This window comes from Aequorivita sp. IT1282 (assembly GCF_058068205.1).
Genome location: NZ_JBYRHR010000005.1, coordinates 102,005 through 128,278, shown reverse-complemented (window position 1 = coordinate 128,278; position 26,274 = coordinate 102,005). Strand labels below are relative to the sequence as shown.

At 36.8% G+C, this 26,274-nt stretch carries 23 protein-coding genes; 16 read left to right on the top strand and 7 right to left on the bottom strand.

From position 1 onward, the window contains the following. Positions 1-6 precede the first annotated feature (6 nt). The 13 genes from neuC to AC3RVG_RS12000 all read left to right on the top strand — a co-directional run bounded on the left by neuC (position 7) and on the right by AC3RVG_RS12000 (position 14,995). A complete protein-coding gene (neuC, locus tag AC3RVG_RS12060; protein WP_489691716.1) occupies positions 7-1,164 on the top strand; it encodes a UDP-N-acetylglucosamine 2-epimerase in 1,158 nt (385 codons plus the stop codon). Next, complete coding sequence (locus AC3RVG_RS12055; RefSeq protein ID WP_489691950.1) at positions 1,164-1,859, top strand: acylneuraminate cytidylyltransferase family protein; 696 nt, start codon at positions 1,164-1,166, stop codon at positions 1,857-1,859. Before neuC ends, AC3RVG_RS12055 begins: the two co-directional genes overlap by 1 nt. Continuing rightward, positions 1,856-2,800: an NAD(P)-dependent oxidoreductase gene (locus tag AC3RVG_RS12050; RefSeq protein ID WP_489691715.1), complete on the top strand. Its 945-nt coding sequence runs from the start codon at positions 1,856-1,858 to the stop codon at positions 2,798-2,800. The genes AC3RVG_RS12055 and AC3RVG_RS12050 overlap by 4 nt, the downstream gene beginning before the upstream one ends. Then, a complete protein-coding gene (locus AC3RVG_RS12045) occupies positions 2,797-4,200 on the top strand; it encodes a hypothetical protein (protein ID WP_489691714.1) in 1,404 nt (467 codons plus the stop codon). Before AC3RVG_RS12050 ends, AC3RVG_RS12045 begins: the two co-directional genes overlap by 4 nt. Then, complete coding sequence (locus AC3RVG_RS12040; RefSeq protein WP_489691713.1) at positions 4,197-5,270, top strand: glycosyltransferase family 4 protein; 1,074 nt, start codon at positions 4,197-4,199, stop codon at positions 5,268-5,270. The genes AC3RVG_RS12045 and AC3RVG_RS12040 overlap by 4 nt, the downstream gene beginning before the upstream one ends. Further along, a complete protein-coding gene (locus AC3RVG_RS12035) occupies positions 5,267-6,409 on the top strand; it encodes a glycosyltransferase family 4 protein (protein WP_489691712.1) in 1,143 nt (380 codons plus the stop codon). The genes AC3RVG_RS12040 and AC3RVG_RS12035 overlap by 4 nt, the downstream gene beginning before the upstream one ends. Then, positions 6,406-7,944, top strand: a complete 1,539-nt coding sequence (locus AC3RVG_RS12030; RefSeq protein ID WP_489691711.1) for a glycosyltransferase family 2 protein — start codon at positions 6,406-6,408, stop codon at positions 7,942-7,944. The genes AC3RVG_RS12035 and AC3RVG_RS12030 overlap by 4 nt, the downstream gene beginning before the upstream one ends. Continuing rightward, on the top strand, positions 7,941-8,969 hold the full coding sequence (locus AC3RVG_RS12025; RefSeq protein ID WP_489691710.1) for a glycosyltransferase family 2 protein: 1,029 nt from the start codon (positions 7,941-7,943) through the stop codon (positions 8,967-8,969). The genes AC3RVG_RS12030 and AC3RVG_RS12025 overlap by 4 nt, the downstream gene beginning before the upstream one ends. Next, positions 8,966-10,078, top strand: a complete 1,113-nt coding sequence (locus tag AC3RVG_RS12020) for a glycosyltransferase family 4 protein (RefSeq protein ID WP_489691709.1) — start codon at positions 8,966-8,968, stop codon at positions 10,076-10,078. Before AC3RVG_RS12025 ends, AC3RVG_RS12020 begins: the two co-directional genes overlap by 4 nt. Beyond that, complete coding sequence (locus AC3RVG_RS12015) at positions 10,078-11,145, top strand: glycosyltransferase (RefSeq protein WP_489691708.1); 1,068 nt, start codon at positions 10,078-10,080, stop codon at positions 11,143-11,145. Before AC3RVG_RS12020 ends, AC3RVG_RS12015 begins: the two co-directional genes overlap by 1 nt. Positions 11,146-11,177: 32 nt before the next feature. Next, positions 11,178-12,491 carry an O-antigen ligase family protein gene (locus AC3RVG_RS12010; protein WP_489691707.1) on the top strand — a complete coding sequence of 438 codons (1,314 nt, stop codon included), beginning with the start codon at positions 11,178-11,180 and terminating at the stop codon, positions 12,489-12,491. Next, a complete protein-coding gene (locus AC3RVG_RS12005; protein WP_489691706.1) occupies positions 12,454-13,476 on the top strand; it encodes a glycosyltransferase family 4 protein in 1,023 nt (340 codons plus the stop codon). Before AC3RVG_RS12010 ends, AC3RVG_RS12005 begins: the two co-directional genes overlap by 38 nt. 127 nt (positions 13,477-13,603) lie before the next feature. Beyond that, positions 13,604-14,995, top strand: a complete 1,392-nt coding sequence (locus AC3RVG_RS12000; protein ID WP_489691705.1) for a sugar transferase — start codon at positions 13,604-13,606, stop codon at positions 14,993-14,995. A gap of 575 nt (positions 14,996-15,570) precedes the next feature. Here the strand turns inward: AC3RVG_RS12000 and AC3RVG_RS11995 are convergent. Together AC3RVG_RS11995 and AC3RVG_RS11990 are read right to left on the bottom strand one after the other, a co-directional pair. Continuing rightward, on the bottom strand, positions 15,571-16,785 hold the full coding sequence (locus AC3RVG_RS11995; protein ID WP_489691704.1) for a lipoprotein N-acyltransferase Lnb domain-containing protein: 1,215 nt from the start codon (positions 16,783-16,785) through the stop codon (positions 15,571-15,573). Between the two features lie 52 nt (positions 16,786-16,837). Further along, positions 16,838-17,905 carry a putative type IX sorting system protein PorV2 gene (locus AC3RVG_RS11990; protein WP_489691703.1) on the bottom strand — a complete coding sequence of 356 codons (1,068 nt, stop codon included), beginning with the start codon at positions 17,903-17,905 and terminating at the stop codon, positions 16,838-16,840. A gap of 265 nt (positions 17,906-18,170) precedes the next feature. On the opposite strand from AC3RVG_RS11990, the gene AC3RVG_RS11985 reads away from it, so the two are divergent. Together AC3RVG_RS11985 and AC3RVG_RS11980 are read left to right on the top strand one after the other, a co-directional pair. Continuing rightward, positions 18,171-18,920, top strand: a complete 750-nt coding sequence (locus AC3RVG_RS11985) for a CDP-alcohol phosphatidyltransferase family protein (protein WP_489691702.1) — start codon at positions 18,171-18,173, stop codon at positions 18,918-18,920. Between the two features lie 236 nt (positions 18,921-19,156). Beyond that, the gene (locus tag AC3RVG_RS11980) at positions 19,157-19,537 is read left to right on the top strand and encodes a GxxExxY protein (RefSeq protein ID WP_489691701.1); all 381 of its coding nucleotides are present in this window, start codon (positions 19,157-19,159) and stop codon (positions 19,535-19,537) included. 149 nt (positions 19,538-19,686) lie between these two features. Here AC3RVG_RS11980 and lptB read toward each other — a convergent pair whose 3' ends face one another. The 4 genes from lptB to AC3RVG_RS11960 all read right to left on the bottom strand — a co-directional run bounded on the left by lptB (position 19,687) and on the right by AC3RVG_RS11960 (position 22,712). Beyond that, the gene (lptB, locus tag AC3RVG_RS11975) at positions 19,687-20,427 is read right to left on the bottom strand and encodes an LPS export ABC transporter ATP-binding protein (protein WP_489691700.1); all 741 of its coding nucleotides are present in this window, start codon (positions 20,425-20,427) and stop codon (positions 19,687-19,689) included. A 60-nt stretch (positions 20,428-20,487) separates the two neighbouring features. Further along, a complete protein-coding gene (locus AC3RVG_RS11970) occupies positions 20,488-20,841 on the bottom strand; it encodes a carboxymuconolactone decarboxylase family protein (protein WP_489691699.1) in 354 nt (117 codons plus the stop codon). A 72-nt stretch (positions 20,842-20,913) separates the two neighbouring features. Further along, positions 20,914-21,747, bottom strand: coding sequence for a twin-arginine translocase subunit TatC (gene tatC, locus AC3RVG_RS11965; RefSeq protein ID WP_489691698.1), 834 nt, complete (start codon positions 21,745-21,747; stop codon positions 20,914-20,916). Beyond that, positions 21,747-22,712 (bottom strand): KpsF/GutQ family sugar-phosphate isomerase, encoded by a 966-nt coding sequence (locus AC3RVG_RS11960; protein WP_489691697.1) that lies wholly within the window; start codon positions 22,710-22,712, stop codon positions 21,747-21,749. Before AC3RVG_RS11960 ends, tatC begins: the two co-directional genes overlap by 1 nt. A gap of 195 nt (positions 22,713-22,907) precedes the next feature. Here AC3RVG_RS11960 and AC3RVG_RS11955 point away from each other — a divergent pair, with 195 nt between their 5' ends. Then, positions 22,908-25,106: a RecQ family ATP-dependent DNA helicase gene (locus AC3RVG_RS11955; protein ID WP_489691949.1), complete on the top strand. Its 2,199-nt coding sequence runs from the start codon at positions 22,908-22,910 to the stop codon at positions 25,104-25,106. 60 nt (positions 25,107-25,166) lie between these two features. Here AC3RVG_RS11955 and AC3RVG_RS11950 read toward each other — a convergent pair whose 3' ends face one another. Next, a complete protein-coding gene (locus tag AC3RVG_RS11950; RefSeq protein ID WP_489691696.1) occupies positions 25,167-26,225 on the bottom strand; it encodes a nucleoid-associated protein in 1,059 nt (352 codons plus the stop codon). Positions 26,226-26,274 lie beyond the last annotated feature (49 nt).

Here is a 26,274-nt window from a genome sequence, read left to right as displayed (position 1 = left end):
ATCCCAATGAAAAAGCGCAAAATCTGCGTAGTGATTACCGCACGTCCCTCTTATAGTCGCATAAAATCTGCACTTACAGCTATTAACGAGCACCCCGAGTTGGATCTACAATTAGTAATTGCAGGCTCCGCCTTATTAGACCGCTATGGAAATGCGATTGATTTTATAGAGCGAGATGGATTTACTGTAACCGAAAAAGTATTCATGGTTCTAGAAGGAGAAAATCCTACAGCAATGGCAAAGACTACGGGACTTGGGGTTATGGAACTCGCCAATGTTTTTTACAATTTGCGCCCCGATGCGGTGATAACAATTGCTGATAGGTTTGAAACCATCGCAACTAGTATTGCTGCGGCCTATCAAAATATTCCGCTGGTGCATATTCAAGGTGGGGAGGTTACGGGTAATATTGACGAAAAGGTACGCCACGCTAATACTAAGTTAGCCGATTTGCATTTAGTAGCCTCGGAAGACGCAAGACAGCGAGTTATAAAATTAGGTGAGGATGAAAATTATGTTATCAATACAGGTTGTCCTTCAATCGATTTGGCGGCTGAGGTTATGAAAGGTACAGATATTGGCTTTCAACCCATTAAAAAATACGGAGGAGTAGGTGCTAATATTGATACAGGGAGTCCGTATTTAGTTGTTATGCAGCATCCTGTAACCCATGAGTACGAGGCCGCAAAACAACATATCACTTTAACCCTAGAAGCCATTTCAGAACTCAACATTCCAACATTTTGGTTTTGGCCTAACGTAGATTCTGGATCAGATGGTACTTCAAAAGGTATTAGAAGTTTTAGAGAAAAATATGATCCAGAAAACATTCGCTTTTTTAAAAATATGGAGCCAGAAGATTTTTTACGGCTACTTCGCTACAGCAAATGCTTGATAGGAAACAGCAGTGTAGGAATAAGGGAATGCTCTTTTATGGGTATTCCCGCAGTAAACATAGGAACTCGGCAATACAGGAGACTAAGAGGAAATAATGTTGTGGATGTAACTTATGATAAGGAAGCTATCAAGGAGGCCGTTCTAAATTGTCTTAATCACTCAGCACAAAAATCTTCTAATGTTTACGGTGAAGGAGACGCTGGTAAAAAAATTGCTGAGATTTTGGCAACCGCAGATCTCCGTTTTCATAAAACAATTACATATTGATGAAAGTTCTTGCAATTATACCAGCACGCGGAGGTAGTAAGGGGATAAAAGATAAAAACCTTCTTGAAGTAGATGGAAGTAGTTTGCTAGAATACGCAATAAAATGTGCACGCTCCAGTAAGTTGATTGATCGCTTGGTGATTTCAACAGACAGTAAAAAAATTGAAGAGGAAGCCCAACGATTAACGGTAGAGGTTAGCAAACGCCCCGAGAACCTTGCAACAGATTCAGCAGATGTGGTAGATACTGTTTTATGGGAATTAGAACGCTTGGAAAATGAAGGCGAATTTTATGATGTAGTTATACTCTTGCAACCTACAGCACCTTTGCGCACTGGAAAAAATATAGACGAGGCGATAGCTTTGATGAAGCAAACAAAAGCAGAAGGTGTAATAAGTGTGGTGGCTGTTGACGATGACCATCCCGCTAGAATGTATAAGGTTTCAGAGAACTTTATGCAACCATTATACCCGGTTGAAGAAACAAAACGACGGCAAGATCTACCAAAAATATATAAGCGAAACGGCTGTATTTATGCCGTAAAAAGCGAAGTTCTAAGGAGTAAAAAAACTTTGATGCCTTCTAAAAAAGCAGCATATATTATGGATGCCCGATGGGCGGTAAATATAGATACGCTACAAGACTTATATATTCTCGAGAAATTGATAAAACCCTGGAAAGAAATATTCTTATGAAAATTGTAATCACCGAACCGGAGGATTTTTCACCTGTTGCGCTAAAAAAACTAGGGGAGTTGGGGTCGATTTTCAAGGGGCCATTTACAGAGTCCGAGTTAAAAAATGCTTGCAAAGATGCAGATTTGCTCATGGTTCGTTTAAAACATTATTTTTCTAAAGATTTTATAACCCAGTGCCACTCCCTAAAATACATCTTAACTCCCACAACTGGCTTAGATCATATAGAGAGTGAAGCTGCTGAAATAAAAAAAATAGAGATTATTTCATTAAAAGGAGAAGTCGAATTTTTGGAAAGTATCCCTTCCACAGCAGAACATACTTGGGCTTTATTATTATCCTTGCTTCGAAAAATACCCCAGTCTTTTGAAGATGTAAAAAAAGGAAACTGGGAGCGCGATAACTTTAAATCTCGAAACTTGGGAGTACTAAAGTTGGGTATTTTAGGTTATGGTCGCGTGGGTAAGCAAGTAGCACATTACGCACAAGCATTTAACATGGAATGGCTATACTACGATATAAACCCTGAAAAACAACAGCATTCCAATTATATTGGCTCGATAGAGAAATTACTAGAGCTTTCAGATATTGTTTCTATACATATCCCTCTTAATGCTAATAACCAAAACTTCTTAAACAAAGAGCGTTTGACCCATGTTAAACAAGGCGGCTATCTTATTAATACTTCCCGCGGAGCAATTTGGGATGAAAATGCGGTTGTTTCTTTATTAAAAGAGAAAAAGTTGGCTGGTATTGCCACAGATGTATTGAGGGATGAGTTGTTTCCTGAAAAAAGGAATAAAAATGTGGTATTGCAGTATGCTAAAGAACATATCAATTGCATTATTACCCCACATATTGCAGGTGCTACCTTGGATTCAATGAATATGACTGAAGAGTTTATAGTTGATAAATTTTTAAAAAATATAGGGAAACTATGAAAACGTTGGGGTTGGTCATTGTAGATGGAGTAGGTTACCGAAACTTTGTACTTAGCGATTTTCCAGAACGGGCGCTAAAAGAATTTGATGAGATCATTATATACTCCGGTTTACAGGAAAAAATTTATAAGGATATTAGTTCCCGAAAAATTTCTATAGTGGAGTTACCCATATTCAAAGAGTCTGGGTTAACTTGGTTTTTTAGAAAAATGAAGGAAGTTGCTCATATGCAAAATCACAAAAAATATTTTTTTGGAATAAAAACTAATCTTGATAAAAACAAACCTCAATCTAATTCTAAACGAGGTTTACTGACCAGAATAATATTTTTTATAACCGAATTTTTCCACAGTGAAAGCAACATTTCTTATTATTATAAACTTCAAAAAAATAGTTTTGCAAAGGACAAAGTCACGAAAGCCTATTTTAGTTTACTATTAAAGCACAATCCAGATATTCTTTTTTTTACCCATCAGCGTGCCCCGTATTTAGCACCATTGGATCATGCTGCGAAAAAACTTGGGATTAAAACCTGTTCGTTTATTTTTAGTTGGGATAATTTACCTTCAAAAGGGCGAATGGCAGCCCCTTTCGATGCCTTTCTTGTTTGGAGCGATTTAATGAAGCAAGAATTACATCAATTTTATCCTAATACCAAGAAACAAGTTGTTGCCGTTGTTGGTACACCGCAATTTGAACCCTATGTGATGGAGAAATATGAATCTTCAAAAGAAAATTTCTATAAACAATTTTCACTAAATCCAGATTTGAAAACAATTTGTTACAGTTGTGGAGATGTTTCGACCAGTAAAAATGATGTATTGTATATTAAGACCATTGCACGTGCAATTACAGATGAGTCAATTTCAAGGATTAATTTTATTGTGCGTACTTCGCCAGCAGAAGATGGCGAGCGATTTTCAGAAATCAAGGCAGATTATCCTTGGATACAATGGAATTTCCCTGAATGGAAACTCACACGTGTTAACCATCCTGAACCTTGGTCGCAGCGCGTTCCACTTGCGCAAGATCTTACAGATTTACGCTCTCTATTAACATATTGCGATTTAAATGTAAATATGTGTTCCACCATGGGGCTGGATTTTATGATTTTTGACAAACCGGTAATAAACCCTGTATTTGGAAATATAAATAACGGTCTATATAACGATCAAAAATATTTGAAGTACGGTCATTATGAACGTGTGGTGGAAAGTGGGGCAGTAGCAATCGCAAAAGATGAAAAGCAATTAATAGCAGAAATTAATGTTACTATAAAAAACCCATCGGCGAGATTAGCACAGCAAAAGGAATTACTTAATTTACAAATTGGGAAGCCGCTTCAAGGAACAAGTAAAAGAATGGTTCAATCGCTTTTAAACTTAACAACTGGAAAATGAAAAACCGTGTTGCCGTACTTTGCAATTATAGATTAATGCCCGATAGAATAGGGGGCATGGACTATTTTTTTTGGCAATTTGACGAAAGCTGTAAAACACAAAACATAGCTGTAGATTGGTTTTTTCCGAATGGTGGAAATCACGGAGAATATGGAAAATTGAATATTATTGCGGCGGACGGGAAATCGATCGAAAGTTTATTTCTAAATCATTTACAAGAAAATAAAGTTTCTTATTCCCATGTCATTACGCATTTTTTAGAAATATGCACTTCATTTTACAAAAACGTAAAAAATATTCTTCCTGCTAAAATTATTGCAGTAGATCATAATTCTAGGCCGTTAAACGGATACTCTATTAAAAAGAAAATACTAAAACGAATTAAGGGAAGATTATATTCTAAATATATCAATCTTTTTGTAGGTGTCTCTCAATATAGCATTAATGAATTAATATGCGACTTTGGAAAGCATATTAAACCAAAATGCCAAATTATATACAACGGTATTTTACTGGAAAACATTAAAGCCAGAGCTGTTCGAAACCCCAAAAATCCTTCGTTTATAGTCGTTGCACACTTGGTAGAGACAAAGGGAATTCAAGACCTAATTTTGGCAGTTTCTAAGATTATAAATAAGTTAAAAGTTAATCTGATTATAGATGTGTATGGGGAAGGGCTATTTAAGATGCAGCTTTTGAAACAAATGAAAGCATTAAGGGTAGAGGAAAATTTTAGCTTTAAAGGCAGTTTGCCCAATCTTTCCGAAATATACTGTAAGTATGATTACTTGCTGCATCCCACGTATATGGAGTGTTTCAGTTTAACTCTTTTGGAAAGCTTAGCCGCCAATGTGCCAGTGATAACCACTCCGGTTGGTGGTAATACAGAAGTTGTTTCCAATGGTATAAATGGCTATATTTTTCAAGCGAAAAATGTGGAAGAATTGAAAGAGAATATAGAAGAATTGCTGAACGGGTCAAAATCGATCACGGAAAATACCCGCCCTTATATAGAAGAAAACTTTGGGCTTGAAAGGATGGTGGAGAATTATATATATATAATACAATGAAAATCGCCTTCCTAACCCCCGAATATCCTCATGAAAAAACCGGTAAATCTGGTGGTTTGGGAACTAGTATATTAAATCTGGCCACAGGGTTGGTAAAGCTTGGGCATCAAGTTTCTGTACTGGTTTATCAACAAAAGGAGGAGGCTGTATTTGATGACAACGGGATCACGGTTAACCAAATAAAAAATATAAAGGTTAAGGGCCTGGCCCTACTGCTTACTCAATATAAAGTACAGCGGTTAATCAATAAACTGTATGCGGAAAATAAACTGGATATAGTAGAAGCGCCAGATTGGACTGGCTTTACAGCCTTTGTACAACCTAAATGTCCCTTGGTGATTCGCTTAAATGGTAGCGATACCTATTTTTGTCATTTGGACAAACGCCCTGTGAAAGCTAAAAACAAATTTCTGGAAAAACGAGCTTTGCAAAAGGCAGATGGTATTATTTCCGTAAGCCAGTTTACGGCAGAGGTTACCAAAAGATTGTTCGCCCTTAAAAAGGAAATAACAGTAATCCCTAATTCTATAGATATTAGTAAGTTTCGACCAAAAAATATAGAAACTGAGGAACCCACAATCTTGTATTTTGGAACCTTGATTCGCAAAAAAGGACTTTTGGAATTGCCATATATTTTTAATGAGGTGCTAAAAAAGGAACCGATGGCAAAACTTATTTTAATAGGGAAAGACAGTGCCGACAAACAATCGGGAAGCATCTCAACTTGGCAGTTGATGCAGCCACTTTTTACTTCAGAAGCCCTAGAAAACGTGGACTACAAGGGTGTAGTTTCTTATACCGACATAAGCAAACATATAGCCAAAGCCACTGTCTGCGTTTTTCCTACCTTCGCTGAGGCACTTCCAGTATCCTGGATTGAAGCCATGGCGCTGAAAAAGGCAATTGTCGCTTCAAATATTGGGTGGGCAAAGGAAGTGGTGGATAATGGTAAAAATGGTTTTTTGGTGCATCCAACAAATCACTCGCTATTCGCCGAGAAAATTAGTCAGCTTTTGGAAGACCGAGCATTGCGACAATCTTTTGGGGAAGCAGCGAGAAAAAAAGTGGAAAAGCAGTTTGCAATGGGAGTAGTAGCTAAACAAAGCGTCGATTTTTATGAAAAATTTGTAAAAAAATGATCCTACTCCTACACAAGCATAATAAAATTGTATCCGTTAAAGGAATAACAGGTCTTTCAGCCTATTTAGGAAAAGATTTGGTTCCAGCTATTTTCAGTATTGCAGAAAAATTTCCTGATGCCTTATTCATATGGTGCGCTGCTGAATTAGAGACCTTTTTAAATATAGATGGAGTTAATTCTATTTTTCATCATAAACGGGTATTGGCTTCATTTTCTATTTCTGGTGTTTATCTTCTATCTGACCGTATTGGTTATGTTGAGGATTCTCCCTTTCTAAAAATAAATAGGGACGTAACATATCCCACTTGGCTTATGAGCAGTGATGTAGGAGGTGTTTATGCCGAGGCATTATTGCAATTCCAGGAACTTAGGGATCTAAAAGACTTTGAGTATTTTCTAAACTCACTTGCGAAAAACGGACAGCCGAAAGGGCTGCTCTGTTATTCAGCTCCGGTTTTACTGGTTAGGGAAAATGGAGTAACTCCACTTAGCTTTCAAAATAAATTCTCTCTTAATACCTTATTTCATTTTGTAAAGCAGCATTATAGAACGCGGTGGGTGTTTTTATTATTTTTGAATCTATTTATTTACGAAAAGAAATTCCCCGTAATCTCTTTGTTGAAAAGCTTTTTTTATAGAAAATTTGCGATTGTTGATAAACTGTCAAAGTCGGATTTTAATAGTGATAAAACTAAGAAAATTGAAAAGCAGATAGATGTGGTAATCCCTTCCATAGGACGTAAGCTGTATTTACACGATGTTTTAAAAGATCTTTCAGAACAAACATTGTTGCCCCAAAATGTAATTATTGTAGAACAAAACCCCGACCCAACTTCTCAAACTGAACTTGATTACCTACAGAATGATTCTTGGCCATTTAGAATTATCCATAAATTTATTCATAAAACAGGTGCTTGTAATGCACGAAATATCGCACTAAATGAAGTGAAATCATCATGGGTTTTTCTTGCAGATGATGATATCCGTATTCCAAATAACTTTATTGATGGATGTTTTTATTTTATTGAGAAATATAATTCAAATGTATTTACGGTAAGCTGTCTTAAGGAAAATGAGTCGGAACAAATAACTGATGTTTTGCAATGGGGAACTTTTGGATCGGGATGTAGTATTATCTCTAAAAAAATTGCCGAAAAAGTTAAATTTGACATCGGCTATGAACATGGTTTTGGGGAAGATGCAGATTTTGGCATGCAAATTCGTAATATAGGTGTAGATATACTTTATAACCCCTTTATTAAATTGGTTCACTCAAAAGCACCCATTGGAGGGTTTAGAAATAAGGTGTTACTACCTTGGGAAGATGAAAACATATCTCCAAAACCTTCCCCAACGGTGATGCTGTTTAAAATAAAACACAACACTCGCGAACAAATATTAGGTTATAAGACGGTATTGTTCTTTAAGTTTTACAGCAGACAAGCCATCAAAAACCCGTTGAGGTATATGAAAATGATGAAAAAGCGATGGAAAAAAAGTGTTTATTGGGCTAAAAAACTTGATGCATTATGAAATTCTCCCTTATCATCTGCACCTATATGCGACCACAGCCTTTACTGAAGCTACTTACTTCGGTAGAAAATCAGACGCTGTACCCAAATGAAATCTTGATTGTGGACGGGTCTATAGATAATGCTACAGAAATTGAGATTAAAAAGAATTATTTTAAAAATCTAAAATATTTTAAAGTAACCGAAAAGGACCGCGGTCTAACGCGGCAGCGTAATTATGGGATCGAAAAGATTGGGGATGATATTGAAATAGTCTGCTTTTTGGACGACGACACTGTTTTGACCGAAACTTATTTTGAAGAACTTTTAAAAACGTATTCCATCCATCCCGAAGCTCTGGGGGTGGGCGGGTATATTATTAATGAAGTTAAGTGGTGGAAGAATAATCATACCGAGAATAAACGGTCTGATATATCGGGTCGAGTACAGTTGAGACCTAATGAATATACTTACGATGGCTGGACTCGCAAAGATGGCTCCCGCTTTGTGCTTCGTAAAAAACTTGGGCTGGATGCAGATAGACCGCCGGCGCACTTTCCAGATTTCGGTCACGGCAGGAGCGTAAGCTTTCTTCCGCCTAGTGGAAAAATTTACAAAGTAGAACAGTTTATGGGCGGAGTTGCTTCCTATAAAAAGAAAGTGTTGGAGACTGAACAGTTCTCTGAATATTTTGAGGGCTATGGACTTTATGAGGATGCCGATTTTACATTGCGGCTTTCCAATATAGGGAAGTTATACGTTAATACTGCTGCTCAGCTTTACCATTTTCACGAAGCATCTGGTCGACCAGTCCTTTACAAATACGGTAAAATGGTTGTCAGAAATGGATGGTATGTTTGGCGGGTAAAGCACCCAAACCCTTCATTAAAAGCACGCTTTAAATGGAACGCTACTTCGTTTTTACTCACTTTGATCCGTTTTAGCAATGCATTCTCTTCTTCCGATAAAAAAGGAGCATTTAGCGAGGCTATTGGTAGAGCCTCTGGTTGGTTTAGTCTCTTGTTTAATAAACCAACGGCGCGATGAATTTCCTTATCATTTCACATACTGCGCATATTTTTAATGAAGGTCGCTATTATGCTTATGGCCCCTATGTAAAGGAAATGAATCTTTGGTTAAAACATGTGGATTCTGTTGAAATAGTTGCACCCCGTGAAAAGGATCATCCTTCGATGATAATGCTTCCGTATAAAAATAATGATATAAAATTTTCAGAGATTTCTACTATTTCATTGCTTTCCTTTATTGAAATAGTAAAAACAATAATCAAACTCCCAAAAATTTTCTTATATCTTTTTAGGGCTATGAAACGTGCAGATCACATTCATCTGCGCTGCCCTGGAAATATTGGACTTTTAGGATGTATTGTACAGGTATTCTTTCCGAAGAAAAAAAAGACCGCCAAATACGCCGGCAATTGGGATCCAAAGGCAAAACAACCTTGGAGCTACCGCCTGCAAAAATGGATTCTTTCAAATACCTTCTTAACGCGGAATATGAAAGTACTTGTTTACGGGGAATGGCCCGAACAATCCAAAAATATTAAGCCTTTTTTTACAGCTAGCTATTCGGAAGAGAAAATTGAGGAGATTCTCACCAAGAGCTATAATGATACTTTGCGCATTATGTTTGTAGGTACGCTTGCCAAAGGAAAACGTCCGCTTTATGCACTTCAAATAGTAGAAAATTTAAGGAATAAGGGAATTGACTGTCAGCTGGATTTTTACGGGGAAGGAGTGCAGCGTGAGGTTCTTGAAGAATACATTATTGAAAAAAATCTGGGTGCCTTTGTCAAGCTGCATGGAAACCAAGCTTCAGAGGTTGTAGAAGCCGCATATAGACAAAGTCATTTTCTGATCTTGCCATCCCAATCTGAGGGTTGGCCAAAAGTAGTGGCAGAGGCCATGTTTTGGGGTGTTGTGCCTTTGGTGACACCGATTTCCTGTGTGCCTTGGATGCTGGATCACGGAAACCGGGGGATATTGCTAACTTTGGACGTGGAAGATGATACTGAAAAAATACTAGAGTTATTAGAGCATAAGGAAACATTGCTGCAATTGGCAGATCAAGGTTCTAAATGGAGCCATCAATATACATTAGAGATCTTTGAAGCGGAACTCAAAAAATTAATTTAATGCGGCTACTGCAACTTATAGATTCCCTAAATCCAGGTGGTGCCGAACGCGTGGCGGTCAATATTGCCAATGCTTTGAGCAGCTTAGGGTTGTATTCGTATTTGTGTGCCACTAGAAAGGAAGGGGAGCTTAAAAAAGAATTGGATGTAAAAGTGGGTTATTGTTTTTTGAACAAGCGTGGCGCTTTAGATTTTGGAGCGTTATTGAAATTGACGCGTTTTGTAAAGCAAAATAATATTGAAATTGTTCACGCACATTCTACTTCTTATTTTTTTGCAGCTCTGTTAAAAATGACTGTTTCAAATGTGAAAATAGTTTGGCACGATCACTACGGCAATAGTGAAATGTTAAAGGATAGAAAGCATTTATTGTTGAAATTTTGCAGTAATTCTTTTGCAGCCATTATTTCAGTAAACAAACTTTTGAAGATTTGGGCAGAAGAAAAATTAAGAACAAAAAAAGTATTTTATCTTTCCAATTTTGTGAGCTCTGATAAATCTCTACCATCCATTGTTCTAGAAAATAGTAGTTCCTTAAAGATAATTTGTGTCGCCAATTTAAGGCCACAAAAAGATCATATAAATCTCTTAAAAGCTTATAAAATAATTCAGGAAAGGAATTTGAATGTTTCCTTGCATTTTATTGGAGCAATTGATGATAAGAGAAATACAGCTATAATTGAAAGTTTTATTTTCGATAATCATCTAAATGATGTATATATTTATGGATCACAAACAGGGATTCATCAGATATTAAAAACTGCAGATATTGGGGTTCTGTCTTCACTTTCAGAGGGGTTGCCTATATCTTTACTAGAGTACGGCTCCGCTAGTTTGCCTGTAATATGTACAGATGTAGGCGAGTGTAAAGAGGTTGTAAACGGATTTGGGAAAATTGTGTCTCCCAAAAATGCGGAGGCTCTTGCGGCTGCACTTCTATTTTATATTGAAAATGAAGAAAAAAGGATCGCCGATGGGATGGCCTTTTCTGCGCATATTGCAGAAAATTATGCAGAGGACGCTATAATCCCTAAATTGCTGAAAATTTATAAAGACTTAAGCAAATAAGACCTTCACAAAACAAATTTTATTTTCATCTTTTGGCATTTCACATAGCCTTAGGCTTTGCCATTTTCGCATTTAACGCGCTTTCTAAGTATTATTTGATAGCAATCTGCTTTTATTTTCTGTATCGAATTATATCTAACTCAAACCAAAAGGATGAGGTTCTGATTGCTGCTGGTTATATTACGGGTTTTGAAGTATTATCTAGAATGACGGGTGGCGCAATTAGTTACGAATTTGCGAAATATGCGGTCGCAGGATTTATGTTAATTGGAATGTTTTATAAAGGATTTAAAAAAACCTCAGTACCGTATTTTATTTATTTGGTTTTCCTCGTTCCTGGGGTTGTATTTTCTATCTTAAATTTAAATTATGATACTAATGTGGGAAATGCCATAGGCTTTAATTTAAGTGGACCAGTTTGCCTGGGCGTGGCGGCCTTATACTGTTATGATAGGACAATACCAATCGCTCGAATGCAAACTATATTACTCGCAGTTTTGCTTCCTATTATCTCTATAACAGTGTATTTGTTCCTCTATTCGCCAAGTATTCGGGATGTTTTAACAGGTACGTCTTCAAACTTTGCCGCCTCGGGAGGTTTTGGACCCAATCAAGTATCAACCGTGTTAGGTTTAGGAGCGTTTATACTTTTCGCGAGGATATTTCTGATTAAAAATAGAACTATAAATATTGTAGACTTAGTTCTTTTATCGGTCATTGGTTATCGTGCATTAATTACATTTTCTCGTGGAGGTGTGGTAACTGCAGTAGCTTGTGCTATTTTATTTCTGTTTTTTTTCTATTTAAAATCTGGAGCTAAACAAAAAGTTCGTTTAGTGCCAAAGATGGTTGTAATGGGTTCTGTGATTATAGGAATTTGGATAATAAGTTCAATTGCCACTTTTGGTTTAATTGATAATAGATATGCCAACCAAGATGCCGCTGGAATGGAAAGGGAGAATATTGGTACAGGAAGATCTGAAATATTCAAAACTGAATTGCAAGCTTTTGCAGAGGCACCCTTCACAGGAATAGGCGTGGGAAAATCTAAAGAATATAGGCTGGAACTTACAAATGTTGAGGCTGCTAGCCATAACGAAGTAAGCCGATTACTGTCGGAACACGGATTATTTGGAATTTTAGCATTGCTAATTTTACTTATAACCCCTTTAGTTTTTTGGACCCAGCATAAATCGAATATTTATTTATTTTCCTTTTTGTGTTTCTGGTTTTTAACCATTAATCATTCCTCCATGCGAATAGCCGCCCCAGCATTTATTTATGCCTTATGTTTGTTGAATATAGATTATGCGCCAAAGAAAAAAACTACTTTACATAGGAAATAAACTGGCTGCTCAAGGGAAGCCTCCAACAGCTATAGATTTGCTCTCTGTGAAACTAGAAGCCGAGGGTTATTCGCTAATTACCGCTTCTTCAAAAAGGAACAAGATTAGTAGAATGATAGATATGGCAATAGTTACCATCAAAAATAGGAAAATGGTGGATTTGGTTTTAATTGATACCTATAGCACGCAAAATTTTTATTACGCAGTTTTAATTGGTTGGATGTGCCGATATTTCAGATTGTGTTATATTCCTATTTTACACGGTGGGAATCTTCCTGACAGATTAAAGCAAAACCCACGTTTAAGCAAAACTCTTTTTGAAAAAGCATATAAAAATGTAGCACCTTCAAAATACATGATGGAGCAATTCAAGAACTCAGGTATTCAAAATATAACCTATATTCCTAATTCGATTGAAATAGAGCATTATCCCTTCATCCTGCGAAAAACTTTAAAGCCAAAACTATTATGGGTGCGTTCCTTTTCTGAAATATATAATCCTATGTTGGCGTTGGAAGTAGTGGAAATGCTAAAGAAAAAGGGAGTGGATGTTTCTCTTTGCATGGTCGGTCCAGATAAGGACGGAACCTTGGAGCATTGCAAAAAAATAGTTGATGAATTAAAGTTGCCTGTTACTTTCACAGGATTGCTGCAAAAGAAAGAGTGGATTGTGCTTTCGACAAAATATGACATATTTATAAATACGACCAATTTCGATAATATGCCTGTAAGCGTAATGGAAGCTATGGCTTTGGGGCTTCCGGTTATTTCCACAAACGTAGGCGGTTTGCCTTTTTTAATTCAAAATGAAATTGACGGTATATTGGTTCCGCCTAATAATTCAGAATTTTTTGTGAAAGCCATTGAAGCGCTTTGTTTGGACGAATTAAAAGCACAAAAAATAGCTACAAATGCAAGAATTAAAATTGAAACGTTTGATTGGAATAAAGTAAAACAACAATGGATAAAACTATTGGAATCTTAATTTTTAAATAAATTTGTATTTTATTGAAAGCTTTGAAAAATTGATAGTTAAAATCGTAATTTCGAACTTTTAACCGTTTTGAGTTGTCGACAACCTACAACAGACAACCAACATCCCACAACTGATAATGGCCAAAAGCAATATCCATTTTGATATTTCCGAAAGAAAAGTACTGCTTCGTATCTTGGATATTGTCCATGTATTGGCATTGCTTTATTTGATGGGTATCGTTTTTGATTTTGATTATTTCAAAATTAATGCAGAACACTGGATGTGGTCCATAGTTTTGTCTGCGTACCTTACAGTGTTTGCGACAATTTTTGAACTCTATAATCTTCAAAAAGCAAGTAAGTTTAACGTGGTTGTAAAAAACGTAATTATCACTTCTTCGGTAACCGTACTTTTTTATTTACTTACTCCATTTTATACTCCTACACTGCCTACCAATCGATTGCAGATAGTTTACTTTTTTCTTGCTATAAACTTGGCGATGTTGACTTGGCGGTATGCATATATCATTCTTATTTCGGCACCTCGTTTTTATAAAAGAGTGGTGCTAATAGCCCATGCTCAAGATGTTGATGAAATAGTCGCTTCTCTTCAAAAGTCTGATCCCAATTATCGGGTTATCGGATTTTTTAATACGGGCCCAAGTGATTCTACGATTATTAATAACCTAGAAATAGACGCAATATCCATCACTGATATCTGTATGCTGGCAGAAGATACAAATGTTTCTGAAGTAGTAGTTGGCACACCACTTTCGGAGGGTATGACGGTTGAACTTAACAAACAGTTGATAAAACTACTTGAAAGCGGAATTCCAATCCGTGAATATACTCAAGTATACGAGGAATTGACTCACAGAATACCCGTGCAGCACGTAGAAAAGGATTTTTATCGATACTTCCCGTTCAGCAGAAGCAACCAAAACAAGCTTTATTTATTTTTTAGTAGAATTACCGACTTGCTATTTTCAGTAGTTGGACTTGCTTTCGGCATACTATTGCTGCCAATTTTATTAATAGGAAATTTATTTGGAAATCGAGGGCCATTATTTTACACTCAAAAGCGAGTTGGTAAAAACGGTAAACGTTTCAGAATATATAAACTGCGAAGCATGATAAAAAATGCAGAAAAGCACGGCGCCCAGTTTGCGAAAGTAAAGGATAAGCGTATTACGAAATTCGGTCTATTTTTAAGAAGATCTCGGATAGATGAAATTCCACAATTTATAAATGTTTTAAAAGGCGAAATGAGCGTAATAGGTCCGCGTCCTGAACGTCCCGAATTTGTAAAAGGTCTTATAAAGGAAATACCTTTTTATGAAGTGCGCCACCTCATAAAACCCGGTCTAACAGGCTGGGCGCAGGTAAACGCCAAATATGGTTCTAGCAATGAGGATTCTCTCGAAAAACTACAGTATGATTTATACTATATGAAACATCGAGGCCTTTTTCTAGATATTACAATTATGATTAAAACGCTTAGCACCATTTTGTTTTTCAGGGGACAGTGATTTGATGGTTATCTAAAATTGACTAATTGGGAGCAGGAGAATTGGAAACTGGAAGCAGGACGTTTGGACTCGATACGAGATTGGATTGGTGAGCAAAACGGATAGTTTATACCAAAGCCAAGGCAAAGCCATAGCAAAGCCATAGTAAAGCCATTAAAATGTAAGAAAACAACTATTTTTTCCTACAAATTTTAAATTAATAAAATCTCCAGTAAATCCACTCTTCGAAGTGTGGACTTGTTTTTATTTCTAAATTGAAAATTTGGATATTTTCGTTTTACTTCCCACATCGAATGAGAGATTTTTAATCAGACTAAATATCATAAATCAATTCCGAATCTACCCCTCCCTTTGAAGGGAGGCTGGGAGGGATGTTTTTCCAATTTCAAAGAGAGAATTTTTTTAATCCTGCTAACATATCATTAATCAATTCCGAATCTACTCCTCCCTTTGAAGGGAGGCTGGGAGGGATGTATTTCCTACTTCAAAGAAATAAATTTTTAAATCTTGCTCACATATCATAAATCAATTCCGAATCTACCCCTCCCTTTGAAGGGAGGCTGGGAGGGATGTTATTAAACCTGTCCCACACTCGTTGCTTCAGCAGCTTGAGAAGGCAGGGATGAAATAAAATACATCAAATAAACATAGCGAACAGCCAGCGCAATTAATAGCGGTAACAAAGCAATCGCAAATTCCTGTACGCCCGTTATCCAATGAATAGTTAATAGTGCTAAAAACAGTATCAGCATTACCGTATACCTTTTTAATTTTGGAGAAACTTGACTTTTCGAAATTGCGAAAAATAACACGACCGAAATAGGAAAGGCCCACAACAAATTGTAATTGTTGGCAGTAGCAGTATGATCTGTAGCGAACCAAAGAAATAAAAGTAATATACCTACAAGACCGGTAAAAGTAAATATAGCAGCGTCCAGATAACGGCTTCGGGTCGCTCTTTTGTAGTCGCGGTAGGTTATAAAAATAATCAACAATCCCAGTATGCCCAAAATAAACAACGGACTTAAAAGAAAATTGGATCCATCTGTTTTAGGCGTGTTTTCAAAAAGAACAGTAGTTTTTTTAACCAAATTATCTTCTGCACCAGCTCTGTAAATTACCGCATTAGCGGCTCCCTCATACACGTAATCAGGTAGAAATTGGTATTCTATAGGTTTTGCTGTTCTATCTATTACAGCGCCTAAAGCAATGTCTATACCCATACTTCCCCAACTGTTGGCAACGAGATTCTGCTGGATAAGCTCTCGGAAAGTAAATACTTCGGTTATGTGATCTTCTTTATATTCCAGCTTATCGCCAAGAACTATCTGTACAACATCGCGAATTTTAGTTGCGCAATTGTCGTAAAAGAAATCGTATTTATATTTTTTGTTTTCGGCTCTGGCATTGTTCCACAGAAAATCTGAAACAGCCTGCTTTTCAGCATAGCTGAGGTTTAGGATCTGCTCTTTAACCCAACGATTTTGGGCTACATAACTTTCAAAAAACGGCTGATAATAACTTACTCCTAGCTCATAAAGCAGTTTGCCTTGTGCGAATTTTGTGTAGAAATTTGGTGTGTCGAAATCGAACTTTCCGTAATTAAAAACTACATCAACCCCATTTAAAGTATCTTGGATCCTGAATGCGCTGTGCCCAAACTTATCGTAAAGCTCTGGTCCCGGACCAATTGTAATAATGCTAACTTCGGAAGTTTCAGATAGTGGAACAAACTGTGCTTTTGCTGAAACACTTAAAAGAATAATAAAAAAAAGTATGCAATTTTTCACCACGAAGACACGAATATTATTGTTAGCTGTTTATTTTTTGGAATATAAAATTTCATCGAAAAACATCCCAGTCCAATTTCAATGAAAACACATTGGAGTATAAGGCTGCGCTTTGATCGCCAATGTCTGTTAGTGCATAATCCACTTGAATACCTTTATAACGGAAACCAACGCCTATATTAGGTTGAAAACCTACAGAATCACTACCATCCAGTTGTTGAATATTCTGAAAATTACCAACGCCGCCACGCACATAAACCATATCTATATAAGCAAATTCAAGTCCCATAGAAGGAGTAATACTTGCGAGGGAAGTAGAGATAACATCGTTGGTTTCAGCAAATCTGAAATTGAGATCCACTTCTGCCAAAAACGAAAAATCGTAGTGATAAATAAACTTTCGAGCCATTCCCAACTGTAGTTTTGGAATCGTTATTTCGGTAGTTTCTGGCAGCTCTTGATTTTGGCCTTCCACTGCACCTTGAATTTCAGCAAATTTTTCTTCATCAATACTCCACGCGTTAAAAGTAGTGGTAATGTCGCGCGCCATAATTCCGAACATCCATTTATCGTTTCTAAATTGAATTCCGGCATCAAGTCCGAAACCCCAAGATGAGGCAAATTCACCAATAATTCGTCTAATAACTTTGGCATTTACACCAAAATTCAATCCATCAAGTGGCAACTTGCGAGCGTATGAAAACGTAACTCCATAATCTGCAGTTGAAAAAAGACTAATACGGTTATAATCAATGTTTCCTTCACTATCAATTAGCTGGGTAGTATTCAAAATATCATCAACGCCAAAACGAATTATCGAAAGCCCAACGGCGCTTCTATCGTCGAGTGGCATTGCAAAAGCAGCGTAGTCATAACTCGCAATATTTGCGAAATAGGAAGCGTGCATCAATGAAATTTGTTTGTCTTCCAGATTTACCAAACCCGCTGGATTCCAGTAACCAGAGTTAACATCGCCAGACGATGCCACTACGGCATTGCTCATTCCAAAAGCGGCTGCATCAACACCAATGTTCATAAATTCGTTGGAATACTTACGCACGGTTTGTGCGCTCAGTGTAACTGAAGTAAGTATTAGAAGAAGTAAAATTTTCTTTTTCAATCTCAAAAATTTGGACAAATATGGCACTATTTTACAGAATACTAAACTATAAATTTCTGCACATATTGTGTTTTAGTAGCATTGGACGAAAATACTTTGTTATTTTTACATTGAATTTAAAGAATTCGTAGAAAACGCTCCTTAATTAAACTTCTTTCCTTTGAAATGCATCCGATGAAAGACACGCGAACGTGAGGAAAGTAGACTTGTTTGCGGAATTGTTTTTAAAGAATAAAACATCAAATTCAAATTGATAACTAACATTATGAATATTATAAAACAAGTACCCAATATAATCACTTCACTAAACATTCTTTGTGGATGCGTTGCTATACTTTTTGCAACTTCGGGCGATTTGATTACTGCTTCCTTTTTTGTTTTCCTCGGAATTTTCTTCGACTTTTTTGATGGGCTAGCAGCACGTTTGCTGAATGCGCAAAGCGAAGTTGGGCTTCAATTAGATTCGCTTGCAGATGTTATTACTAGTGGAGTTGCACCAGGAATTATAATGTACCAACTATTGAACCTATCTTATTTCGGGCATATGCAAACACTTACCGAAACATTTTCTATGGATGGGTGGAACGTTGGATTTAAAAATTATCTGCCGTTAATTGGATTGATGATAGTAATTGCCTCTGCATATCGTTTGGCGAAATTCAATGTAGATACCCGGCAAACTTCGGGTTTTATTGGCTTGCCAACTCCAGCAAACACACTACTTATTTTAAGTTTACCGTTAATTTTACAGTACCAATATTCTCATTTTGCGGAAAGCATCATCCTCAACAAATGGTTTTTAATAGGAATGACGCTACTTAGCAGTATATTACTCAATGCAGAAATACCTCTTTTTGCATTAAAATTTAAAACTTGGGATTTTAAAAGCAACGCCGTTCGCTATATCTTTTTAATACTTTGTGTGGTGCTTTTAGTACTGCTGAAGTTTTTGGCGATACCTTTTATAATCCTGCTTTATATATTGCTTTCGTTGTTTAACCACAAAGAGCACTAAGAAGGCACAAAGAGCACAAAGAAATCTCTGTGAACTTAGAGTAGACATTGTGTCCATGGTGGGTAAAAAGGGGGAACCACAAAGAGCACTAAGAAGGCACAAAGAGCACAAAGAAACCTCTGTGAACTTAGTGTAAACATTGTGTTCTTTGAGGTTAAAAAGGGGAATCACAAAGAGCACTAAGAAAATTTACGAACATAGATTATTAGTGGATTATCCCTGTTAAATTTAGTAGAATGACAGAAAACCAAATTGCCAATAAGATTATAGGTTGTGCTTTGGAAGTTCATAAAGCGCTTGGTCCAGGGTTGTTGGAATCTGCATATGAAGAATGTCTTTTTTATAAATTATCAAAGGAAGGGCTGGTTGTTGAGAAGCAAAAACCAATGCCACTCATATTTGAAGAGGTGAAACTGAAAGTTGGCTATCGCATTGATATTTTGGTTGAAAATAAGGTCGTAATCGAAATAAAAAGTGTGGAAGAATTGAACGATGTTCATTTAGTACAAACACTTACTTATATGAGGCTCGGTGGTTTTAAATTGGGACTTCTTATCAATTTTAATGTTAGTTTATTGAAGCTTGGTATCAGAAGGGTTATAAACGGAGAATTGTAGATATAAAACATAGTGTAAGCATTGTGTGCTTTGTGGTTAAAAAGGGGGAACCACGAAGGGCACTAAGAAGGCACCAAGTGCACAGAGATTTCTTTGTGAACTCAGTGTACACATTGTGTCCTTTGTGGTTAAAAATTCTGTGGTTGCTTCTAAAACTCCAACTTCTTCTTCCGAAGTTCAAAATTTTGTCCTAGATATACTTTCCGAACCATTTCATCTGCAGCCAATTCTTCAGGCATACCGTGTTTTAGGATGCTTCCTTCAAACATTAAATAGGTTCTGTCAGTTATGGCAAGCGTTTCCTGTACGTTGTGATCGGTTATAAGTATACCGATGTTTTTGTTTTTAAGTTGCGCCACAATACGCTGAATGTCTTCCACCGCCACAGGATCTACTCCAGCAAATGGTTCATCTAAAAGAATAAAATGTGGGTCGGTTGCCAAGGCGCGCGCAATTTCAGTTCTTCGTCTTTCACCACCGCTTAAAAGATCGCCACGGTTTTTACGAATGTGGCCTAATCCAAACTCTTCAATTAACGATTCCATCTTTGCTCGTTGCTCTTTTTTGGATAGTTTCGTAAGTTGTAAAACGCTTAAAATATTGTCTTCAACACTTAATTTTCTGAAAACAGAAGCTTCCTGCGCCAAATAACCAATCCCGTTCTGTGCACGTTTGTACATAGGGTATTTGGTGATATCTGTGCCTTCTAAAAAAATCTGACCGCCGTTTGGCTTTATCAACCCAACTATCATATAAAAAGAAGTTGTTTTTCCTGCGCCGTTTGGACCGAGCAGACCAACAATTTCTCCTTGATTTACTTCAACAGAGATTCCCTTTACAACCTTTCGGCCTTTATAGGATTTCATTAAATTTTCGGCTTTTAGCTTCATTCAGTAAGTGTTTCCGTTGATAGAACGTTAAATGTACTATATAATTTTCCGAAGAAAAAATTAAGATTGTTGTGCATCAAGCGCTTCCCAATATTCAAAAGCTCTGCGCAGATGCGGAATAACTATAGTTCCGCCAATAAGTAATGAAATACTCATGCCTTCAACTACTTCTTCTTTGGTAAGTCCTAATTTGTGGCATTCTTCTAAATGGTAACGTACGCAATCGTCGCAACGCAATACCAATGAATTTCCCAAACCTAAAAGCTCCTTTGTTTTCTTCGGAAGAACGCCTTCCATATATGCGTTGGTGTCTAAATTGAAAATACGCTTGATAATTTTGTTATTATCTGAAAGCATCTTTTCATTCATCTTTTCGCGGTAGGCGTTAAATTCTTCAACTTGATTGTTTTTCATCTGTCGTATATAATATGAAGTTCTTCGTTTTAAATGCTAATGCGGGCGATAAATTGCGAGCCTACAGTGTGTTTATGCTTTTTTCCTTTTTCGCTCTTCTCTCAACTGATTTCTTATAACCACTTTTGAAATATAGATACTCACTTCGTATAAAACAACGATTGGGATAGCTACAATTATCTGGCTCACAATATCTGGGGGAGTAATTACCGCTGAAAGAACTAGCACGATTATTAAGGCAAATTTGCGGTTCTTCCGAAGAATTTCGGGCGTAACCAGTCCTATTTTTGTGAGAATGTACATGAGGATTGGCAATTCAAAAACAATGCCGCAGGCCAATACCGAAGTACGAACTAAGGAAATATAACTATCTAAATCAAAATCGTTAAAGACTTCTTTACTTACTTGGTAATTTCCTAAAAAGTTGATGGATAGTGGAGTAATAAGGTAATACCCAAAAAGCACTCCTAAAAAGAAAAGAAATGAAGCTACAAAAATAAAACCGCGACTAGATTTGCGTTCCTTTTCTTTTAAACCTGGTCGAATAAACTTCCAAAATTCGTAAAGAATATAAGGAAAAGCTATAATAATACCCGCATAGATAGAGGTCCACATATGCGCAGAAAACTGCCCAGCCATCGTTCTACTTTGAATTCGGAAAGGCATTTCTTTAAAACAGAAAGTGTCCATCCCCAAGGAGCGCGAAATATTGCAAAACATTCTATAGGTTGGAAAATCTGGATGCTTGGGGCCGAAAATTAGCGTGTCGAAAATAAAATCCTTAAAAGCAAATGCGATTAACGCCAATACTACTACGGCAAGTGTAGAGCGAATTAAGTGCCAACGCAGTTCTTCCAAGTGATCCAAGAAGGACATTTCTTTTTCTGGGGAACCAAGTTTCTTCATTATATAATGCCCTCCTTAGTAAGATTATGAATGTGTACAACACCACTATATTTGCCTTTTTCTTCAGCAAGAATTTGAGTTATACCATATTTGTCCATCATTTCCATTGCTTCAACAGCCATAGCGTTGTTGGCGATTCTTTTAGGATTATGGGTCATAATATCTTTTGCGGTTAAGCCAGCAAAGTTATCTGTTTTCGTCAACATACGTCGTAAATCGCCATCAGTAATAATACCTACAATTAAATCATTTTCAACCACTGCAGTTACGCCCAGCATTTTTTCTGAAATTTCAACAATTACTTTTTTAACATCAGTATCTGGTGAAACTTGAGGCTTTTCGTTTAAAGAGGTAAGATTGCTTACTCGAAGGTATAATTTTTTTCCCAAGGAACCACCCGGATGAAATTTCGCAAAGTCTTTACTCGAAAATCCGCGAAGGTCTAAAAGGCACATTGCTAAGGCATCGCCAATTACCAATTGTGCGGTGGTACTTGTTGTGGGCGCTAAATTATTTGGGCAAGCTTCTTTTTCTACATAAGCATTCAGCACAAAATCTGCTTGTTGGCCTAAAAAGGATTCCCTATTACCAGTTATGGCTATTAATTTATTGCCAATAGCTTTTATTAATGGGACCAAAACTTTTATTTCTGGGGTATTTCCGCTTTTTGAGATACAGATAACGGTATCGTTTTCTTGTACCGTTCCTAAATCTCCATGGATAGCATCTGCTGCATGCATAAAGATTGAAGGCGTGCCCGTAGAATTTAAAGTTGCCACTATTTTAGTGGCAATGTTGGCGCTTTTGCCGATTCCGGTAACAATTACGCGACCTTTTGAGTTATAAATGTAATTAACTGCACCTGCGAACTCTTCATTTACTAAATGTGCCAAATTCGCAATGGCTTTACTCTCAGTTTCTATGGTGTTTTTGGCTACGGAAATAATTCTCTCTTGCTTGTTCAAAATTTTAATGCTTTTGAATGTTTGTAACTGTATCAGAAATTAGTATATTTAGAATAGAATTATATCAATTCGTTAATCTTAATATAGATACTTTCGTTTAAGATGCAGTCAACGTAATACGGTTGCAAAATTACAATTGTTAATCAGTAAAACAATGTATTGTTGACTAAAACTGAATTGTCTTTTAAAAACTCAATCAGCGTGGCAGAAACTGACATTTACGCAGCCCTGAAAAAATATTTTGGATTTACCCGCTTCAAAGGTTTACAGGAAGAAGTGGTAAAAAGTATCCTCGATGGTAAAAATACATTTGTGGTTATGCCTACGGGCGGTGGAAAATCACTTTGTTATCAACTTCCAGCACTTATGCAAGAAGGAACGGCCATAATCGTTTCTCCTCTTATTGCATTAATGAAAAATCAGGTAGATGTATTACGTTCTCTCTCTTCGGAAGACGGCATCGCTCATGTTTTAAATTCATCGCTCAATAAAACCGAAGTGAAAACGGTAAAAAGCGATATTGCAAGCGGAATAACAAAACTATTGTACGTTGCTCCCGAATCGCTTACAAAAGAAGAATATGTATCTTTTCTGCAAACTCAGAAAATCTCCTTTATGGCGATAGATGAGGCGCACTGCATTAGCGAGTGGGGCCATGACTTTAGACCTGAGTACAGAAACCTAAAAAGCATTATTCAAAGAATTGGCGATAACATACCTATAATTGGGCTTACCGCCACTGCAACTCCAAAAGTACAGGAAGATATTCTGAAAAACTTGGGAATGCCAGATGCCAACACTTTCAAGGCATCTTTTAATCGTCCAAACCTTTATTATGAAATACGTCCGAAAACAAAAAATGTTGATGCAGACGTTATTCGCTTTGTAAAACAGAACGAAGGAAAAACAGGAATTATCTACTGTTTAAGCCGAAAAAGGGTAGAACAACTTGCGCAAGCTTTACAGGTAAACGGTATTAAAGCTGTTCCCTATCATGCAGGCCTTGACGGAAAAACGCGTGTAAAACATCAAGACATGTTTTTAATGGAAGATGTAGACGTCGTGGTTGCAACCATTGCCTTTGGAATGGGAATAGACAAGCCAGATGTACGCTTTGTTATTCATAATGATATTCCAAAAAGTATTGAAAGCTATTACCAAGAAACCGGACGCGCAGGTCGTGACGGCGGCGAGGGGCATTGTTTAGCTTTTTATAGCTATAAAGACATAGAGAAACTAGAAAAATTCATGAGTGGCAAACCCGTGGCCGAACAAGAAATTGGTCATGCGCTTTTACAGGAAGTAGTTGGTTTTGCTGAAACTTCCATGTCGCGTAGAAAGTTTATTCTTCATTATTTCGGGGAAGAATTTGACAATGAAACCGGTGATGGCGGCATGATGGACGACAATATGCGTTATCCCAAAAAGAAACACGAAGCAAAAGACGATGCTGCCCTGCTTTTAGATGTAGTTTCAAAATCTAACCAACAATACAAAAGTAAAGAGGTTGTAAATGTATTAATAGGGAAGGTAAATGCCCTAATAAAATCGCACCGCACCGATGCTCAAGAATATTTTGGCTCGGGTGCAGACCATGATTCTGCATATTGGATGGCGCTACTTCGCCAGCTTTTGGTAGCTGGATTTTTGAAAAAAGATATTGAAACCTATGGCGTTATTCATTTAACAGATTCCGGGAAAGAATTTATAAAATCGCCTTCGTCTTTTATGATGACTGAAGATCATTCCTTTAAAGATGCCAATGACGATATAATTGTAGGTGTTCAAAAAGGAGGAGATATAGTAGACGAAAATCTTTTCAAACTCTTAAAATCGGAACTTAAAAAAGTAGCACACGATTTAGACTTGCCGCCATTTGTAATTTTTCAAGAACCTTCGTTGGAAGACATGGCTCTTAAATACCCAATAACTCTCGAAGAGCTTTCAAATGTTCACGGGGTAGGCGAAGGAAAAGCTAAGAAATACGGAAAACCTTTTCTGAAAATAATTCAAAATTACGTTGAAGATAACGATATAATCAGGCCAGAAGATTTCGTAGTAAAATCTACAGGAAGCAATAGTTCACTTAAATTGTACATCATCCAAAACGTAGATCGCAAACTCGCTTTACCAGACATTGCAAGTGCCAAGGGCATTGAAATGAAAGAATTTATAAAAGAAATGGAGGCGATTGTTTACAGCGGAACTAAGCTAAATATAAACTATTGGATTGATGAGGTTTTAGACGAAGACCAACAGGAAGAAATCCACGATTATTTTTTAGAGACAAATACAGACAGTATTGAAAAAGCGCTCGATGAATTTGACGGCGATTATGATGAAGAGGAATTGCGCTTATACCGTATTAAATTTATTAGTGAGGTTGGCAATTAATCCCGCGAATCATACATTGTTGTAGAGACGCATAGCGCTGCGTCTCTACAATAATTTTTTTTATGATTTTTCTTCTTTGTTGAAATACACTAAGTAATAATACATCTGCTTTTCTTCATCCCAACCCTTTTCAATAAATTTTTCGGCACTATCTGGATTGATAAAGTCTAGCTTAATCTGAATATTAGTATCCAAATTTATAACGTTCTTTATTTTCTTTCTAGCAGCTGTAACAGCAGTATTTGCAATGGGGAAAGTGGTTAAATCTTCAATGCTGTATTTAGGTGCTTTTTCGCTTTTATAATGACGGAATTCCGGCAATAAATCTGGATTATCTATTACCTCGTTCATAAACGCAGTTTCTTCAAATTGATCATTTTTCGCAAAATGATTCACTGCTCTGTTCATAAACATTACTTCCTGTTTTTTATCTTCTGCGGGTAGCACCACGTCTTTCGCAAAATCTTGACAGAATTTCAAATACTTTTTTGTGTAGAAATTATCATCGGCAAATGCTTCAACACCTAAAAAACTTTCCAGCCAATAACGTGCATCGTAGCGGTTGCTATCCACAGAAAGTATTTTGTATCCTTCTTCTTTTTTCGAATTGAAAATGATACAACCTTTGTCTAATTTATTCAAATTTACACCGTGCTGCAGCATAGCTTCCAACTGATTGCCATCTTCGGCAAACTGAAGGAAATCCTGCTTTAATTCACTTTTAAAAATACCGATGGCGTCCATTTTTACATTGTCGAGCTGCACGCCTTCAAGGTAAGCTATATAGACTTCGCCACTTTTTATATGCGGATGTTCCGATTGGTTATAAAGGTAGGTTGCCATTTTGCGACTTTCTTCGTGAATATTTTCAGGATTGTCGAAAATCTTTGTAGTGCTATTAAAAAGTTCGTGAAATTCTAAATCGGCTTCGTGTGTAAACTGAAAATAGTTTTCCTCCTTTTCGCGGAATGGTTTTAAGAAGAATTCTTTTAGCAATGGCGTGATTTCATCGTCCATTTTATAAGGATTTGCCGAAAGAAAAATTGCTTCGTTCCTACTTTTATTACCCACCCTATGAATGGAAAGCGATGCAATGTGGGTACTGAAAAGGTTGATCATATTTATTGTAGGTAATTAAAAAGGTGAAAATGTAAAAGTGAAATATTAA